A 13,599-nucleotide genomic window follows, 5' to 3' on the forward strand; every position below is an offset into this window, starting at 1 on the left:
CACCGCCAAGGGGTGGGTCGGCTAATCTCGGGAGGACTAAATGAAGAAATCAGTGCTTTCTGCCGCGCTTGGCGCGCTCGCCCTCGGTGTCGCCTTTTCGGCGCCGGCAATGGCCGCGGATGTTTCCGCCTGCCTCATCACCAAGACCGACACCAATCCCTTTTTCGTCAAGATGAAGGAAGGCGCGACGGCCAAGGCCAAGGAACTGGGTGTGACGCTCAAGTCCTACGCCGGCAAGATCGACGGTGACAGCGAAAGCCAGGTTGCCGCGATCGAAAGCTGCATTGCCGACGGCGCGAAGGGCATCCTGATCACAGCGTCGGACACGAAGGGCATCGTCCCCTCGGTCAAGAAGGCCCGCGATGCAGGTCTCCTGGTGATCGCCCTCGACACGCCGCTCGATCCGGCCGACGCTGCCGACGCAACCTTCGCAACCGATAACCTGCTCGCCGGCAAGCTGATCGGCCAATGGGCCAAGGAAACGCTCGGCGACAAGGCAAAGGATGCCAAGGTTGGCTTCCTCGACCTGACGCCGTCGCAGCCGACCGTCGACGTTCTGCGTGACCAGGGCTTCATGATGGGCTTCGGCATCGACACCAAGGACCCGAACAAGATCGGCGACGAAGACGATGCGCGCATCGTCGGTCATGACGTGACGAACGGCAACGAAGAAGGCGGCCGCAAGGCGATGGAGAACCTTCTGCAGAAGGATCCGAGCATCAACGTCATTCACACGATCAACGAGCCGGCCGCCGTCGGCGCTTACCAGGCCCTCAAGGCTGTCGGCATGGAAAAGAACGTTCTGATCGTCTCGGTTGACGGCGGTTGCCCAGGCGTCAAGTCCGTCAAGGAAGGCGTCATCGGCGCCACCTCCCAGCAGTATCCGCTGCTGATGGCTTCGCTCGGTATCGAGGCGATCAAGAAGTTCGCCGATAGCGGCGAAAAGCCGAAGCCGACCGAAGGCAAGTCCTTCTTCGATACGGGTGTTTCGCTCGTCACCGACAAGCCGGTCTCTGGCCTTGAGTCGATCGACACCAAGGTCGGCACCGACAAGTGCTGGGGCTAAGTCTCACGATATGAATCTAGCGCCGGCCGGGGCTTGATCCTCGGCCGGTTTCGACCGACCATAGCTGCTGTCTCAGGAACCGGCGAACAAAGACCGGTGTCATATGGGGCACGGCTTCCGCGCGCGGTTTGGCGCGAAAGCGGAGGAGGAACAATGACCGGAGCACAGGACTTCGAACGGGTGCTTGACGGCAGCGACAAGAATGTCGCGTCGTTCGAACATCAAGCCGTACCATTTGTGAAGCGTGCGCAGCATTTTCTGCACTCGACGCCGGCCGCCGTGCCGCTGATCGTGCTGGTGCTGGCGATCATCATCTTCGGCATCGCGCTCGGCGGGCGGTTCTTCTCGTCCTACACGCTGACGCTCATCCTGCAGCAGATCGCCATCGTCGGTATTCTCGGCGCCGCGCAGACGCTGGTCATCCTGACCGCGGGCATCGATCTCTCGATCGGCGTCATCATGGTGATATCAGCCGTGATCATGGGCAATTGTGCCATCACCTATGGCATCCCGACGCCGATTGCCGTGCTTGCCGGCATGCTTGTCGGCGGTCTCTGCGGCCTCCTCAACGGTTTCCTCGTTGCTTACATGAAGCTGCCGCCGTTCATCGTCACGCTCGGCACGTGGAACATCGTGATGGCCACGAACTTCATCTACTCGGCGAACGAGACGATCCGCGACACCGACGTCGACGCGCAGGCGCCGCTGCTGCACTTCTTCGCGCTCAGCTTCAAGCTCGGCAGTGCGGTGTTGACGCTTGGCGTTATTGCCATGGTGCTGCTGGTGCTCGTGCTCTGGTACATCCTCAATCACACCGCCTGGGGCCGCCACGTCTATGCCGTCGGCGACGATCCGGAAGCAGCCAAGCTCTCTGGCATCCAGACCAAAAAGGTCCTGCTCACGGTCTACACCGTCTCCGGCGTCATCGCCGCCTTCGCGGCCTGGGTATCGATTGGCCGCAACGGCTCCATCTCGCCGTCGTCGGCTGTCACCGACTACAATCTTCAGGCCATTACGGCGACTGTGATCGGCGGCATCTCGCTCTTTGGCGGTCGCGGCTCGATCCTCGGCACCCTGTTCGGCGCGATGATCGTCGGCGTGGTGTCGATGGGTCTCAACATGCTCGGCGCGGATCCGCAGTGGAAGGTGCTGCTCACCGGCGTACTCATCATCGCCGCCGTCGCAATCGACCAGTGGATCAGAAAGGTGTCGGTGTAACATGGCAAACGAACCCATTCTTTCGGCTCGGGGCCTCGTCAAGCGCTATGGACGCGTCACCGCGCTCGACAACGCCGACTTCGACCTCTACCCCGGCGAAATCCTTGCGGTGATCGGCGATAACGGTGCTGGCAAGTCGTCGCTGATCAAGGCGATCTCAGGCGCGGTCACCCCCGATGAGGGCGAGATCACGCTGGAGGGAAAGCAGGTCCACTTCAAGTCTCCGATGGAGGCGCGCGAAGCGGGCATCGAGACCGTCTATCAGAACCTCGCGCTTTCCCCGGCGCTGTCGATTGCCGACAACATGTTCCTTGGTCGCGAGATCAGGAAGCCGGGCGTGCTCGGCAAATGGTTCCGCATGCTCGACCGTCCGGCGATGGAAAAGCGGGCCCGCGACAAGCTCACCGAACTCGGCCTGATGACCATCCAGAACATCAACCAGGCCGTCGAAACGCTTTCGGGCGGTCAGCGCCAGGGCGTGGCGGTGGCGCGTGCCGCTGCCTTCGGCTCCAAGGTCGTCATCATGGACGAGCCGACGGCTGCGCTCGGCGTCAAGGAAAGCCGCAAGGTCCTGGAACTGATCCTCGACGTGCGGTCGCGCGGCCTGCCGATCGTGCTGATCTCACACAACATGCCGCATGTTTTCGAGGTCGCCGACCGCATCCATATTCATCGGCTTGGCCGCCGTCTGACGGTGATCAATCCGAAGGAATACACGATGTCCGATGCCGTGGCCTTCATGACCGGCGCCAAGTCCGTACCGACGGAGCCGGTCGCCGCATGAGCATCACCATCGAAGACATCGCCGGCGAGGTCATCGGCCGCGCCGGCGACACCAAGCGTTTCCTGATCGCCATTGCCGGTCCGCCCGGTGCCGGCAAATCCACCATGGCGGACAATCTCGCCGAGGCGCTGAGAGCGAATGGCCAAACCGCGGAAGTCCTGCCGATGGATGGCTTCCATATGGACAATGCCATTCTGATCGAACGCGGCCTGCTGGCCCGCAAGGGTATTCCGGAAACGTTCGATGTCCGCGGCTTTCTCGATATTATCCGGGCCGTGCGTCCGGCCGACCAGGAAGTATTGATCCCTGTCTTCGACCGGTCCCGCGAGATTGCCATCGCCTCGGCGCGCGTCGTCTCGCCGGAGCATCGCTTTATCATCGTCGAGGGAAACTACCTGCTTTTCAGCCAGGGCAAGTGGGCCGAACTCGAAGACATCTTCGACTACTCGGTCATGCTGGCGCCGCCGATCGAGGTGCTCGAGGAACGGCTGTGGGCGCGCTGGCGCGGCTACAAGCTGAGTGAGGAAGAAGCGAACGCCAAGGTCTACGGCAATGATCTGCCCAATGGCCGGCTAATTCTCGGCAATCGCCGCCGCGCGGATGTGACGCTCGACATAGCCTGATCAGCCCGCCTTCGGGCTGGAGCGCAGGACTTGCGGCTCCCGATGGCATCGTTGCAGGTTCACCTTCATGCAACTTTTGCTCTAAAGCAAACCTGTGCGGTATGGAGGGAGCGCGCATGAGCTTTATGGACGCCGTCTTGTCAGTCTTCTCGAAATACGCCGTCGTCAGCGGCCGCGCCGGCCGACCGGAATTCTGGTGGTTTGCACCCTTCAACGTCATCGCCTCCCTGATCCTGGCCGTCATCGACAAGTTCCTCTTCGGCTACGAAATACTTGGCGCCATCTACGGCCTTGCCCATGCTGCTTCCCGGCCTCGGCGTGGCGGTGCGCCGTCTCCATGATATCGGCCGTTCTGGTTGGTGGCTTCTGGTTGGCATCATTCCGCTGGTGGGCTGGATCGTCCTGCTCGTCTGGTATCTCGGCCGCGGCACGCCCGGCTCCAACGAATACGGCGCGCCTGCCTGAAAAACCGCCGGCAAAGTGTTTGCCATGCAGCGCATCGGGGTGATAATGCGCAGGGCTGAACCTTATAGGCCAGCCCGCGGAGTTTCAGCGCATGCAATCGATCACCATCCGTCGCCCCGATGATTGGCACCTGCACCTGCGTGACGGGGCCATGTTGGAAGGCGTGATCGGCGATACGAGCCGCGACTTCGCCCGCGCGATCATCATGCCGAACCTGGTACCGCCGGTGGTTACAACTGCCGATGCGGAGGCCTATCGCGGCCGCATCATGGCGGCGCTGCCGAAGGGCGACAAGTTCCAGCCGCTGATGACGCTCTACCTGACGGAGCATACGAATCCCGATGACGTCGAGGCGGGCAAGACGAGCGGGCTGATCACGGCGGTCAAGCTCTACCCGGCCGGCGCCACCACCAACTCCCACGGCGGCGTGCGCGATATCGAAAAGGCGATGCCGGTGCTGGAGCGTATGGCAAAGATCGGCCTGCCGCTTTGCGTCCACGGCGAGGTGACTGCGCCAGAGGTCGACATTTTCGACCGCGAGGCTGTGTTCATCGAAACCGTGCTCGATCCGCTCCGCAAGCGTCTGCCTGAACTCAAGGTAACGATGGAGCACGTCACCACCAAGGACGGCATCGACTACATCAAGTCCGCGAAGAGCAATCTCGCAGGCTCGATCACGACGCACCACCTGATCATCAATCGCAACGCCATCCTCGTTGGCGGCATCCGCCCGCACTACTACTGCCTGCCGGTCGCCAAGCGCGAGAACCACCGCCTCGCCCTCCGTGCCGCCGCAACGAGCGGCGATCTGCGCTTCTTTCTCGGCACGGATTCAGCCCCGCACGTCGACCCATTGAAGGAATGCGCCTGCGGCTGCGCCGGCATCTACACCTCGATCAATACGATGAGCTGCCTTGCGCACGTCTTCGAACAGGAAAATGGGCTCGACAGGCTCGAGGCCTTCGCATCGCTGAACGGACCTGCTTGGTATGGCCTGCCGGTCAACGAAGAAAGAATAACGCTGGTCAAGCGCGACGAACCCGTCAGGTTTCCGGCGAAAGTTGAAACCGGCGCCGGCCTTGTTACCGTTTTCGATCCAATGTTCCCGCTTTACTGGGACGTTGATCGCTAAGGATCGTCTACCATTCACGCAATTTTTACTCGCCTCTTCTTCGAGGGCGGCGCAGCTATGCTATTCGCGTAATGATACTGATTTAAATGCATGATTTTTTAACGAAATAAGTAAGACATTCGTCATAGCAAACCCGTAGGCTTCGCACGAATGAGGGACGCGGCAGCCGTCGCGATTTTTGAAGCATGACGCTTGATTACAATTCCCTTTTGATGGCGCTTGCAGTCTCGGCCACGTGCCTTGCCGTGACGCTGCTGGGCAGCTGGTTTGCGCGCCGCTCCGAGACTTTCCTATTGAGCTGCACGCTGGGGCTCGTCTTTATCGTCAGCGGCATCGTTGCGTATGGTCTGTATGTCGACAATCTGGTTGTGGCGTTTGGTGTTGTCTCGTTCGTACTCTACGCACGCGGGCTTTGCAACCGTCTGGGGGGCCGGCTATCAGTTCCGTACCGGCAGGCTGCCGCGTGTTGCCGTCGTCGCCTGCGCCCTCGCGGCAATGGTCGTTTCCATACCACCGCTGCTGATCGGTTATGACGGGCTCGCATTTATGGCCGACAACGCGGCGATCGCTGCTATGCTCTTCGCTACCGCCTATCAGTATTGGCGGGCGCGGTCAGTGGCGCCGGCGCCCCCCTGACCGGAATTACCGCCCTGTATTGCCTGACGGCGATCTCCTTCGTCCTGTGTGCCGCCGTCCTGATCGCCGATGGAAAAATGGTGCTGGGCGTTGCTCCGAGCAATTGGGCCGAGGATCTCAGCCTTGCAATCTGTATCGCCAGCATGACCGGCATCGGCGCCCTGTCGCTGGCGCTTCACCAGTGGCGGCTCGCTGCACGGCACCGCTTGGATGCCATGACGGATCCGCTGACCGGGCTCGTGAACCGTCGCGCGCTTTTCGATTGCTACGGACAGGGGCTGATGGGACCGGCCACCGCGGTGCTGATCTTCGATCTCGACCACTTCAAGTCCATCAACGACACCTTCGGGCATGCTGGGGGCGACCGTGTGCTGAAGGTTTTCGCCGCCGAGCTCGCGGCGAACTGCCGAACCGGCGATACCGCCGCGCGCCTTGGCGGCGAGGAGTTTGCGCTGGTTCTGAAGGAGATCATGCCGGGCCGCGCCGAAACGGTGGCCGAGCGCATTCGCAAGGCCTTTGCCGGCCGCGAGATCTACCTCGACGATGAAACCCTCGCATGCACGGTCAGTGTCGGTGTCGCGCCGGGGCGCTCCACACCGATGGATTTCGACGCCATGCTGAGTGCGGCCGACAAGGCGCTCTACGCGGCCAAGCGCGCGGGCCGGAACCGGATCGAACTCGCAAGCCATCTCCATGCCGTGCCGGCGGGTGCGGCTCGCACCGGCTCTTGATCGGAAACCTCAGCTCGCCTATTGTCGCCGTCGGCCGGATGCGGCCAGCCGCCCCGCGGCGCGAAAGCGCGATGGTGAATGCATCCAGATACATCCTTCACATCCTTGCCGTTTGGCGATTGATGGCGAACGGGTCAGCAATCGCGGGCACTGATCATCCTGTTTGCCGCCAACGGAAAGAATGAACCATGCGCGATTTTCGCGACGCCAAGCTGATGGCGAAAGCTCTGCGGCAGGCTCTGGCTGCCCGCGACATAGACTTCACCCATAGCGAAACCCTGGAGATCGTTGCCCGCCAGTTCGGGTTCGAGCAGTGGAATATCCTCTCGGCCAAGCTTGAAGAGCAGGAAGCGGCAACGCCCGCGATTGCCATTCAGCCGCCGATCCCGATTTTCCGCATCTTCGACGTCGCCAAGGCGAAGGAGTTCTATTGTGGCTTTCTCGGCTTCGCGCTGGATTGGGAGCACCGCTTCGGCGATCATTTCCCGCTCTACTGCCAGGTGTCGAGAAGCGGCATGATCCTGCATCTCAGCGAACATTCCGGCGATGCCAGCCCCGGCGCTCGCGCCTTCGTGCCCGTCACGGGCGTTCGTGCCTTGCAGTCCGAGCTCTCGGCCAAGCAATATCGCTACATGAAGCCAGGCCTGCAGGAGGTGCCTTGGGGCCTCGAAATGGAGGTCATCGACCCCTTCAACAACCGGCTCACCTTCTGCGAACGGACGTAATGCCGCCAGGCGGGAGGTATCCCCTCCCGCCTTATTTCACACGAGCATCAAGGCGCGCACGAAGGCGATTGAGGCGAGCAGTGAGGCGATCGTCCTCACATGGTTCCACCATGTCCAATCCTTGAGATAGGCCGTCCAGAGCGCGGTGGCCTCGGCGCCGCTGCCGCTGGCTTTCATCAGCGCGTCGTTCATCGGCACGTTGAAGACGATCGTCGAGAGGAACGATGCAAACACGTAAAGCACTGCTCCGGCCAGCATCCAGACGCTGACGCCACCGCGCCAGTTGAAGAACGCGAAGGCAGCGATCACGAGGCACAGGACCACGGTCGGTACGAAAAGCAGCATGAAGGGCGAGCGCACGATCGTGACATTGATGGAGTTCATCGCCGCTATGCCTTGCTCAGTGGGAATGCGGGCGAACGACGTCATGATAAAGGTCGAGAACGCAAAGAAGATGCCAGCAACCAGGCCGCTGCCGATCGCAGCGGCCGCCAAAGCGATACTGAGTACAAGCGTCATTATCCTACCCTCCATGTCCCATTGGCAGCAGCTTCGCGTGCATAGTCACCGAAATCCTTGGCGGGGCGGCCGAGAATTTCTGCGACTCCATTCGCAACCCCGGAATTTCTGCCATCGAGCACCTGCGTGAAGAGCTCTTCGAGCAGGTCGATCATGCCTTTCGGCAGCCCGGCGGCAGCAAGTCCCTCTTTGAACTCTGCCATGGATATCTGCTGATAGGCGATATCCCTGCCGCATGCTTCCGCGATCTCGGCGACCGCTTCGCAAAAGGTCAGCGCGCGCGGGCCGGTCAGTTCGTAGGTCTTGTCAACATGGCTGGCATCGGTCAACGCCGCAACGGCCGCATCGGCGATGTCGTCGGCATGGATGAAAGGCTCCTTCACAACACCTGTTGGAAGAGCCAGTTTGCCTGCAGCGACCTGCTCGGCAAAGGCGCCTTCGCTGAAATTCTGGCAGAACCATGATGCCCGCAGGATGGTGTAGCCGATGCCGGACGCCTTGAGCGCTTCCTCGGCGTGTTGCGCGCCTTCCTCGCCGCGGCCCGATAACAGGACGATATGGGTGAGACCGCAGTCGATGGCGGTGCGGGCGAGCACACCGATCGCATCAGCTGCCCAGGAGACGGCAAGGTCGGGCTGGAAGCTCACGTAGGCGCGCTTTGCGCCGGTAAGGGTTGCTGCCCAGTCCGCCCGCTTCTCCCAATCGAATGGGCGAGCACTGGAGCGCGAGGCAACGCGGAAGCCAAGACCTCTCTTCGCCAGCCGGTCTGCGATGCGGCCGCCTGTCTTGCCTGAGCCGCCGATGAGGACGATTTCGGAATTCTGCATGGGACCACTCCTCCGATCTAAATACGAGAAAGTCTCTCATTTGCAAAATGAGATAAACTCTCTTATTTTGTTCGTCAAGTGAAAAACGGAGGATGGAATGGGCGAAGAGGTTGCCGTCAGACGTAGAAGACAGCCGGAACCGACCGGCCAGCCGCGCCGGATTCCGCAGCAGAAGCGCGGCCGGGAGCGCTTCGAAAAGATCCTGTCGGTGGCGCTGGCGCTGATCGAGAAGAATGGCAGCGATGCGCTGAAAATGAGCGAGATCGTTGAAAAGGCTGAGCTATCCTTTGGTGCGCTCTACCAGTATTTCCCGGACAAAAGCTCGATCATCCGCACGCTTGCCGAACGCTTCAACGGGCAGGGCAGGGCTTGCGTCAAGGCCGAGCTTGCAACGGTGACGGATGCCGCAACACTACGGCAGGCGCTTTGCAACATTGCCGACCAATATTACGACTTCTTCCGTCAGGAGCCCGTGATGCGTGACATATGGGTCGCCACCCAGGCCGATCGGCTGCTGCAGGAGATCGATGCCGACGACATGGAGTTTCACGCTCAGGCGTTGTTTTCCGTTCTTGCAAAGCTGGAGCCGGAGCGGCGCAAGGCCGAGCTGCTTGCCATCGCCAGGCTTACTATGCAGCTTCTTGCAGCGGCCGTTCGTTACGCGATTTCGCTGGATGATGTGGACGGACGGGCCGCGATTGCGCTTTACCAGCGGATGCTGCCCACCGCTATCGCCCGGCTGTCGTAGTCGCTACAGCGATTCATTCCCGTGTGGATTTGGTCGCGTTGGCGCAATCGGCTCAGGTCGGCAGAAAGCTGCGCATCGCAAAATACCCGACGGCTCCGAGCACGACTGCCGCCGCCGATGCCTCACCGAGTGCCATCGCGTACTCCCGGCGCCCCGCGGTGAAGGCAAGCACCACCTTCGTCACCGTGTTGACCGCGACGGCGATCAGGATGACATCGGCTGCCGTCGTCACGTCGATCGTCGAGCCGACGAGGCGTGCGGTGGAAAGCGTGATGGCATCGACGTCGACGAGGCCGGAGATCGCAGCCACGACGAAGAGCGCGGATGGCCCGACATAATCGATCGCCATCTTCGAGACGAGGCTGATGAGGCCGAGCAGCAACGCAAAGGAGATGACGGTTCTGAGCTCGAAGGGGTTTTTTAGATCGATCTCCGGTGCCTCAGTCGCTGTCTTGGAACGCCACACCGAAAACAGGCCGGCCGCCAGGAAACCGATGATCGCCGGGACGAGCGCGGAAGCGAGCGGCATCAGCATGGCGAAGGAGAGCGCGCTGGCGATGACGAGAACACGCGCGAAGGAGAGGGCGCCGGCAATGCCTGCCCCGGCCGCAAGGTGCCGTGCGCCCTCGGGGGCTTCCGCCGAATAGCGGGCGAAGGAGAGTGTCAAGGCGGTCGACGAGACAAGTCCGCCCGCGGCCCCCGCCAGCAGAACGCCACGGCCCGTGCCCATCAATCGAATCGCGGCATAGCCGGCGAAGGACAAAGCTGCGATGGTGATCGTCAGCAGCCAGAGCGAGTGGGGATTGAGCGCGTCCCAGGGATCGAGCGCCCCGTCTGGCAGCAGCGGCAGCGCGATCACGGTCATTGCAAGCAGCATAAGGGCGGAGCGGAGTTCAACCCAGGTCAACCCTCTAAGAAAGCCATGCAGGCTGTGGCGGGCTGCAAGAATTGCTGTCGTTGCGACGCCGCCGGCGGCCGCAGTAACAATGTCGCCGACGGCAGCCAGAACGCCGAGCCCGAACACCACAAGGGCGGCCACGACCGATGTGATGCTGTAGTCTTCGTTCTCCTTCGTCTCCTGCCACTTGCCGGCAATGTAGACGAGACCCAGAAGCACAGCGATTGTCGCCGGCAGAAGGGGACCGGTCATGGACTGAAGTGTTCCGGCTATTCCGCCGAGAAAGCCGGTCAGGCCGAAAGTGCGGATACCCGCAGTCCTGCCTCCCGCGCGAATATCACGCTCCTGCCAACCTCGCTCGACGCCGACGAGCAGGCCGATGGCAAGTGCGACGCCGAGGCGCTGGAAAACTTCGATATGGTCCATCGCATGACGATATCGCCGCCGCGCGGGTGCGCAAGCGCAAATATCTGAAAGAATTGATGCATTGCGGATCTGCGTGCCGCGAACATGGCTTTCGTCAGCGTTTCTTGAGCGGGGGGCACCCTATCTTCCTCGATCATCAAGGCGTTTTTGCCGTCATTCTCGGTATGGAACCACTCGCTGTTCTGGAAACTTGCCGCGCTTGCTGCTATTGGCCCATAAATTTGACCAAAGGAGAGAGCGATGATCCAGACGACATTCACCGACCGCGCAGTCATGGCGGAACTCGTGGCGAAGATGCTCTGGGAGATCAAGGCGGTGCACTTCAACGCGGCGCAGCCTTACAAGTTCGCCTCCGGTATGGCGAGCCCCGTCTACATCGATTGCCGCAAGCTGCTGTCCTTCCCGCGCGTCCGCTCGACCGTCATGGATTTTGCCGCCAGCGTCGTGTTGCGCGAGGCCGGTTTCGAGCAGTTCGATTGCGTGGCCGGCGGCGAGACAGCAGGCATTCCCTTTGCGGCATTGCTCGCCGATCGCCTCAGCCTGCCGATGATCTATGTCCGCAAGCAGCCGAAGGGTCACGGCCGCAATGCGCAGATTGAAGGCAATATGCCGGAAGGCTCGCGCGTGCTTGTCATCGAGGACCTGACGACCGCCGGCGGCAGCATGTTCAAGTTCATCGATGCCGTTCGCGCTGCCGGCGGCGTGGTCGATCACGGCATAGCGCTCTTTTACTACGGCATTTTCGACGAAGGCGCGCTGCGCTTTGCCGATGGCAAGGTGAAGCTGCACTACATCGCGACTTGGCGCGATGTGCTGGCGGTCGCAAAGGCTCTAAAGCTGTTCGACGAGAACACGTTGAGCGAAGTGGAAGCCTTCCTTGATGCGCCGCTTGCCTGGTCGGGACGCAACGGGGGCATTTCATCACTTTGAATGAAGAATTGCGTCGCGGTGCTTTGCTTTTGCCACGAAATTATCTAATCGATTTGAATACCGATGGATCGTAATGCATGGGAGGCCGGAATGATTTTGTGCTGTGGTGAAGCGCTGATTGATATGTTGCCGCGGGAGACGACTCTCGGCGAGAAGGGCTTTGCCCCTTATGCCGGCGGTGCAATCTTCAACACGGCGATCGCGCTCGGCCGCCTCGGAATTCCGACGGCTTTCTTCACCGGCCTCGCCGATGACATGATGGGCGAGATTTTGCGCGATACGCTGAAGGCGAGCAACGTCGATTTCGGCCTCTGCGCCATCACGCCGCGCCCGTCCACGGTCGCTTTCGTCAAGCTGGTCAACGGCCAGGCAACCTACGCCTTCTACGACGAAGGCACGGCCGGCCGCATGATCACCACCGACGATCTGCCTGTCCTCGGCGACGATTGCGAAGCGCTGCATTTCGGCGCGATCAGCCTCATCCCGAGCCCTTGCGGCGAAACCTACGAGGCGCTGCTCGACCGCGAATGCGATAAGCGCGTCATTTCGCTGGACCCCAACATTCGCCCCGGCTTCATCAAGAACAAGGAAGTCCACATGGCGCGTATCAAGCGCATGGCGTCCAAGTCGGATATCCTGAAGTTCTCAGATGAGGATCTGGATTGGTTTGGCCTCGAAGGCAGCCACGACGATCTGGCCGCCTACTGGCTGCAGCAGGGCGCCAAGCTCGTCGTCATCACCAAGGGTGCGGAAGGCGCTTCCGGTTACACCAAGGAGCGCAAGGTCACCGTGCCGAGCCAGCGCGTCACCGTCGTCGATACGGTCGGCGCGGGCGACACCTTCGATGCCGGCGTACTTGCTTCTCTGAAGATCGGCGATCTGCTGACCAAGGTGAAGGTCGCCTCGCTCAGCGAGAAAGCCCTGCACAACGCCCTCTCGCTCGGTGCGAAGGCCGCTGCCGTTACGGTCTCGCGCGCCGGCGCCAATCCACCTTGGGCGAAAGAAATCGGCATCTGAGACAGGCTATAGCCGGTCGAGGAAGCTGAGCACTTCGCGGTTGAAGTGCTCAGGTCGCTGCAGCGGCGCGAAATGGCTTACGTCTGGAATGAGGATCAGTTCGGCATCGGGAATGCTGCGCGCAAGATAGTCGGCGTGCTCGCGCTTGATGAATTCGTCATTCTCTCCGAGAACGACCGCCACCGGCACCTTGATGCCGGCAAGGTCAGCAGCCGTGTAGTTCGGCTCGGTCTGCATCATCTGCGACACATCGGTCACGAAGCTATCGAAGGCGTCGGGTGTGGCCGACAGTGCCTGGTAGTCTTTCCTGTGGCGGCTGAAGCAACGATCGATGACCGGCGTCGGCCGGAACTCCAGCGTGCCGCTCGGATCCATGTTGCAGGCAAAGAAGAAGACACCGGAGACACGGTCCGGCCGCCTGTCGGCAAGTATCAGCGCCGTGCAGGCGCCGTCGCTCCAGCCGACGAGGGCGGTCCTTGCGAGGTCCAAATGATCCATGACGGCGAGCACGTCTTCGGCCATCTGAGCATAGTGGAACGGCCGGTCGTCGCGGGTGCTGCGGCCGTGCCCGCGGCTGTCGATGACGACCGCCTGCCGGCCCGAAGCGACCAATGCCGGCACCTGATAACCCCAGTTCCTGGCATTGCCGAGCCCGCCATGCAGCAGCATGACGGCGGGGCCGGAACCGTAGGTCGCGTACCAGATGCGAGCCCCGTCGTTCTCGACGAAGCCTTCATCCTTGGGTTTTGCTAACGGTGCCGCGCCATGTGCGTCGAAATCTACAAGTTCGTCGTCCGTCACGTACATTCAACCTCTCCTGAAGCGTATACTAAGAACGCGTTGTGAGGTCGAAT

Annotated in this window: 15 protein-coding genes and 1 pseudogene; 12 read left to right on the plus strand and 4 right to left on the minus strand. The window is 61.5% G+C overall.

Translation table 11 applies throughout. The features are described from left to right. Positions 1-40 precede the first annotated feature (40 nt). The 9 genes and pseudogenes from WGT02_RS03880 (at position 41) to WGT02_RS03920 (ending at position 7,380) form a co-directional block, all read left to right on the plus strand. Positions 41-1,066 carry a sugar ABC transporter substrate-binding protein gene (locus WGT02_RS03880; protein WP_016552567.1) on the plus strand — a complete coding sequence of 342 codons (1,026 nt, stop codon included), beginning with the start codon at positions 41-43 and terminating at the stop codon, positions 1,064-1,066. Positions 1,067-1,219: 153 nt separating this feature from the next. After that, positions 1,220-2,284 carry an ABC transporter permease gene (locus WGT02_RS03885; protein WP_208248993.1) on the plus strand — a complete coding sequence of 355 codons (1,065 nt, stop codon included), beginning with the start codon at positions 1,220-1,222 and terminating at the stop codon, positions 2,282-2,284. 1 nt (position 2,285) lies between these two features. Next, positions 2,286-3,068: an ATP-binding cassette domain-containing protein gene (locus WGT02_RS03890; RefSeq protein WP_024316728.1), complete on the plus strand. Its 783-nt coding sequence runs from the start codon at positions 2,286-2,288 to the stop codon at positions 3,066-3,068. Next, positions 3,065-3,691: a nucleoside triphosphate hydrolase gene (locus WGT02_RS03895; RefSeq protein WP_208248991.1), complete on the plus strand. Its 627-nt coding sequence runs from the start codon at positions 3,065-3,067 to the stop codon at positions 3,689-3,691. Before WGT02_RS03890 ends, WGT02_RS03895 begins: the two co-directional genes overlap by 4 nt. Positions 3,692-3,807: 116 nt before the next feature. Beyond that, positions 3,808-4,032: a DUF805 domain-containing protein gene (locus tag WGT02_RS03900; protein ID WP_375679083.1), complete on the plus strand. Its 225-nt coding sequence runs from the start codon at positions 3,808-3,810 to the stop codon at positions 4,030-4,032. Beyond that, a complete protein-coding gene (locus WGT02_RS03905) occupies positions 4,016-4,156 on the plus strand; it encodes a DUF805 domain-containing protein (protein WP_231052196.1) in 141 nt (46 codons plus the stop codon). Before WGT02_RS03900 ends, WGT02_RS03905 begins: the two co-directional genes overlap by 17 nt. 91 nt (positions 4,157-4,247) lie before the next feature. Then, a complete protein-coding gene (pyrC, locus tag WGT02_RS03910; protein ID WP_024316726.1) occupies positions 4,248-5,288 on the plus strand; it encodes a dihydroorotase in 1,041 nt (346 codons plus the stop codon). Between the two features lie 185 nt (positions 5,289-5,473). Then, a pseudogene (locus WGT02_RS03915) lies at positions 5,474-6,655 on the plus strand (GGDEF domain-containing protein). Positions 6,656-6,843: 188 nt separating this feature from the next. Then, a complete protein-coding gene (locus WGT02_RS03920; protein WP_208248989.1) occupies positions 6,844-7,380 on the plus strand; it encodes a glyoxalase superfamily protein in 537 nt (178 codons plus the stop codon). A gap of 36 nt (positions 7,381-7,416) precedes the next feature. Here the strand turns inward: WGT02_RS03920 and WGT02_RS03925 are convergent, their stop codons facing one another. Together WGT02_RS03925 and WGT02_RS03930 are read right to left on the minus strand one after the other, a co-directional pair. After that, positions 7,417-7,899: a DUF1772 domain-containing protein gene (locus WGT02_RS03925; RefSeq protein ID WP_208248986.1), complete on the minus strand. Its 483-nt coding sequence runs from the start codon at positions 7,897-7,899 to the stop codon at positions 7,417-7,419. Beyond that, positions 7,899-8,726 carry an NmrA family NAD(P)-binding protein gene (locus WGT02_RS03930; protein ID WP_208248984.1) on the minus strand — a complete coding sequence of 276 codons (828 nt, stop codon included), beginning with the start codon at positions 8,724-8,726 and terminating at the stop codon, positions 7,899-7,901. Before WGT02_RS03930 ends, WGT02_RS03925 begins: the two co-directional genes overlap by 1 nt. A gap of 97 nt (positions 8,727-8,823) precedes the next feature. Between WGT02_RS03930 and WGT02_RS03935 the strand changes: the two genes are divergently transcribed. Next, complete coding sequence (locus WGT02_RS03935) at positions 8,824-9,474, plus strand: TetR/AcrR family transcriptional regulator (RefSeq protein ID WP_024316722.1); 651 nt, start codon at positions 8,824-8,826, stop codon at positions 9,472-9,474. Positions 9,475-9,526: 52 nt separating this feature from the next. Here the strand turns inward: WGT02_RS03935 and WGT02_RS03940 are convergent, their stop codons facing one another. Continuing rightward, entirely contained in the window at positions 9,527-10,798 is a 1,272-nt protein-coding gene (locus tag WGT02_RS03940; RefSeq protein WP_024316721.1) for an MgtC/SapB family protein, read from the minus strand. Between the two features lie 240 nt (positions 10,799-11,038). On the opposite strand from WGT02_RS03940, the gene WGT02_RS03945 reads away from it, so the two are divergent. After that, positions 11,039-11,728 carry an orotate phosphoribosyltransferase gene (locus WGT02_RS03945; protein WP_208248981.1) on the plus strand — a complete coding sequence of 230 codons (690 nt, stop codon included), beginning with the start codon at positions 11,039-11,041 and terminating at the stop codon, positions 11,726-11,728. Positions 11,729-11,818: 90 nt separating this feature from the next. Further along, positions 11,819-12,745, plus strand: coding sequence for a carbohydrate kinase (locus tag WGT02_RS03950; RefSeq protein WP_024316719.1), 927 nt, complete (start codon positions 11,819-11,821; stop codon positions 12,743-12,745). 6 nt (positions 12,746-12,751) lie between these two features. Here the strand turns inward: WGT02_RS03950 and WGT02_RS03955 are convergent, their stop codons facing one another. Beyond that, positions 12,752-13,552 (minus strand): alpha/beta fold hydrolase, encoded by an 801-nt coding sequence (locus WGT02_RS03955; protein WP_024316718.1) that lies wholly within the window; start codon positions 13,550-13,552, stop codon positions 12,752-12,754. Positions 13,553-13,599 lie beyond the last annotated feature (47 nt).

The sequence above is a fragment of the Rhizobium sp. T1470 genome (genome assembly GCF_042140505.1).
GTDB classification, from domain to species: Bacteria; Pseudomonadota; Alphaproteobacteria; order Rhizobiales; family Rhizobiaceae; genus Rhizobium; species Rhizobium favelukesii.

Bases quoted from the DNA above. Each gene is read 5' to 3' on its own strand.
- WGT02_RS03880 (WP_016552567.1), top strand. From the start codon at position 41: ATGAAGAAATCAGTGCTTTCTGCCGCGCTTGGCGCGCTCGCCCTCGGT.
- WGT02_RS03885 (WP_208248993.1), top strand. From the start codon at position 1,220: ATGACCGGAGCACAGGACTTCGAACGGGTGCTTGACGGCAGCGACAAG.
- WGT02_RS03890 (WP_024316728.1), top strand. From the start codon at position 2,286: ATGGCAAACGAACCCATTCTTTCGGCTCGGGGCCTCGTCAAGCGCTAT.
- WGT02_RS03895 (WP_208248991.1), top strand. From the start codon at position 3,065: ATGAGCATCACCATCGAAGACATCGCCGGCGAGGTCATCGGCCGCGCC.
- WGT02_RS03900 (WP_375679083.1), top strand. From the start codon at position 3,808: ATGAGCTTTATGGACGCCGTCTTGTCAGTCTTCTCGAAATACGCCGTC.
- pyrC (WP_024316726.1), top strand. From the start codon at position 4,248: ATGCAATCGATCACCATCCGTCGCCCCGATGATTGGCACCTGCACCTG.
- WGT02_RS03920 (WP_208248989.1), top strand. From the start codon at position 6,844: ATGCGCGATTTTCGCGACGCCAAGCTGATGGCGAAAGCTCTGCGGCAG.
- WGT02_RS03925 (WP_208248986.1), bottom strand. From the start codon at position 7,899: ATGACGCTTGTACTCAGTATCGCTTTGGCGGCCGCTGCGATCGGCAGC.
- WGT02_RS03930 (WP_208248984.1), bottom strand. From the start codon at position 8,726: ATGCAGAATTCCGAAATCGTCCTCATCGGCGGCTCAGGCAAGACAGGC.
- WGT02_RS03935 (WP_024316722.1), top strand. From the start codon at position 8,824: ATGGGCGAAGAGGTTGCCGTCAGACGTAGAAGACAGCCGGAACCGACC.
- WGT02_RS03940 (WP_024316721.1), bottom strand. From the start codon at position 10,798: ATGGACCATATCGAAGTTTTCCAGCGCCTCGGCGTCGCACTTGCCATC.
- WGT02_RS03945 (WP_208248981.1), top strand. From the start codon at position 11,039: ATGATCCAGACGACATTCACCGACCGCGCAGTCATGGCGGAACTCGTG.
- WGT02_RS03950 (WP_024316719.1), top strand. From the start codon at position 11,819: ATGATTTTGTGCTGTGGTGAAGCGCTGATTGATATGTTGCCGCGGGAG.
- WGT02_RS03955 (WP_024316718.1), bottom strand. From the start codon at position 13,552: ATGTACGTGACGGACGACGAACTTGTAGATTTCGACGCACATGGCGCG.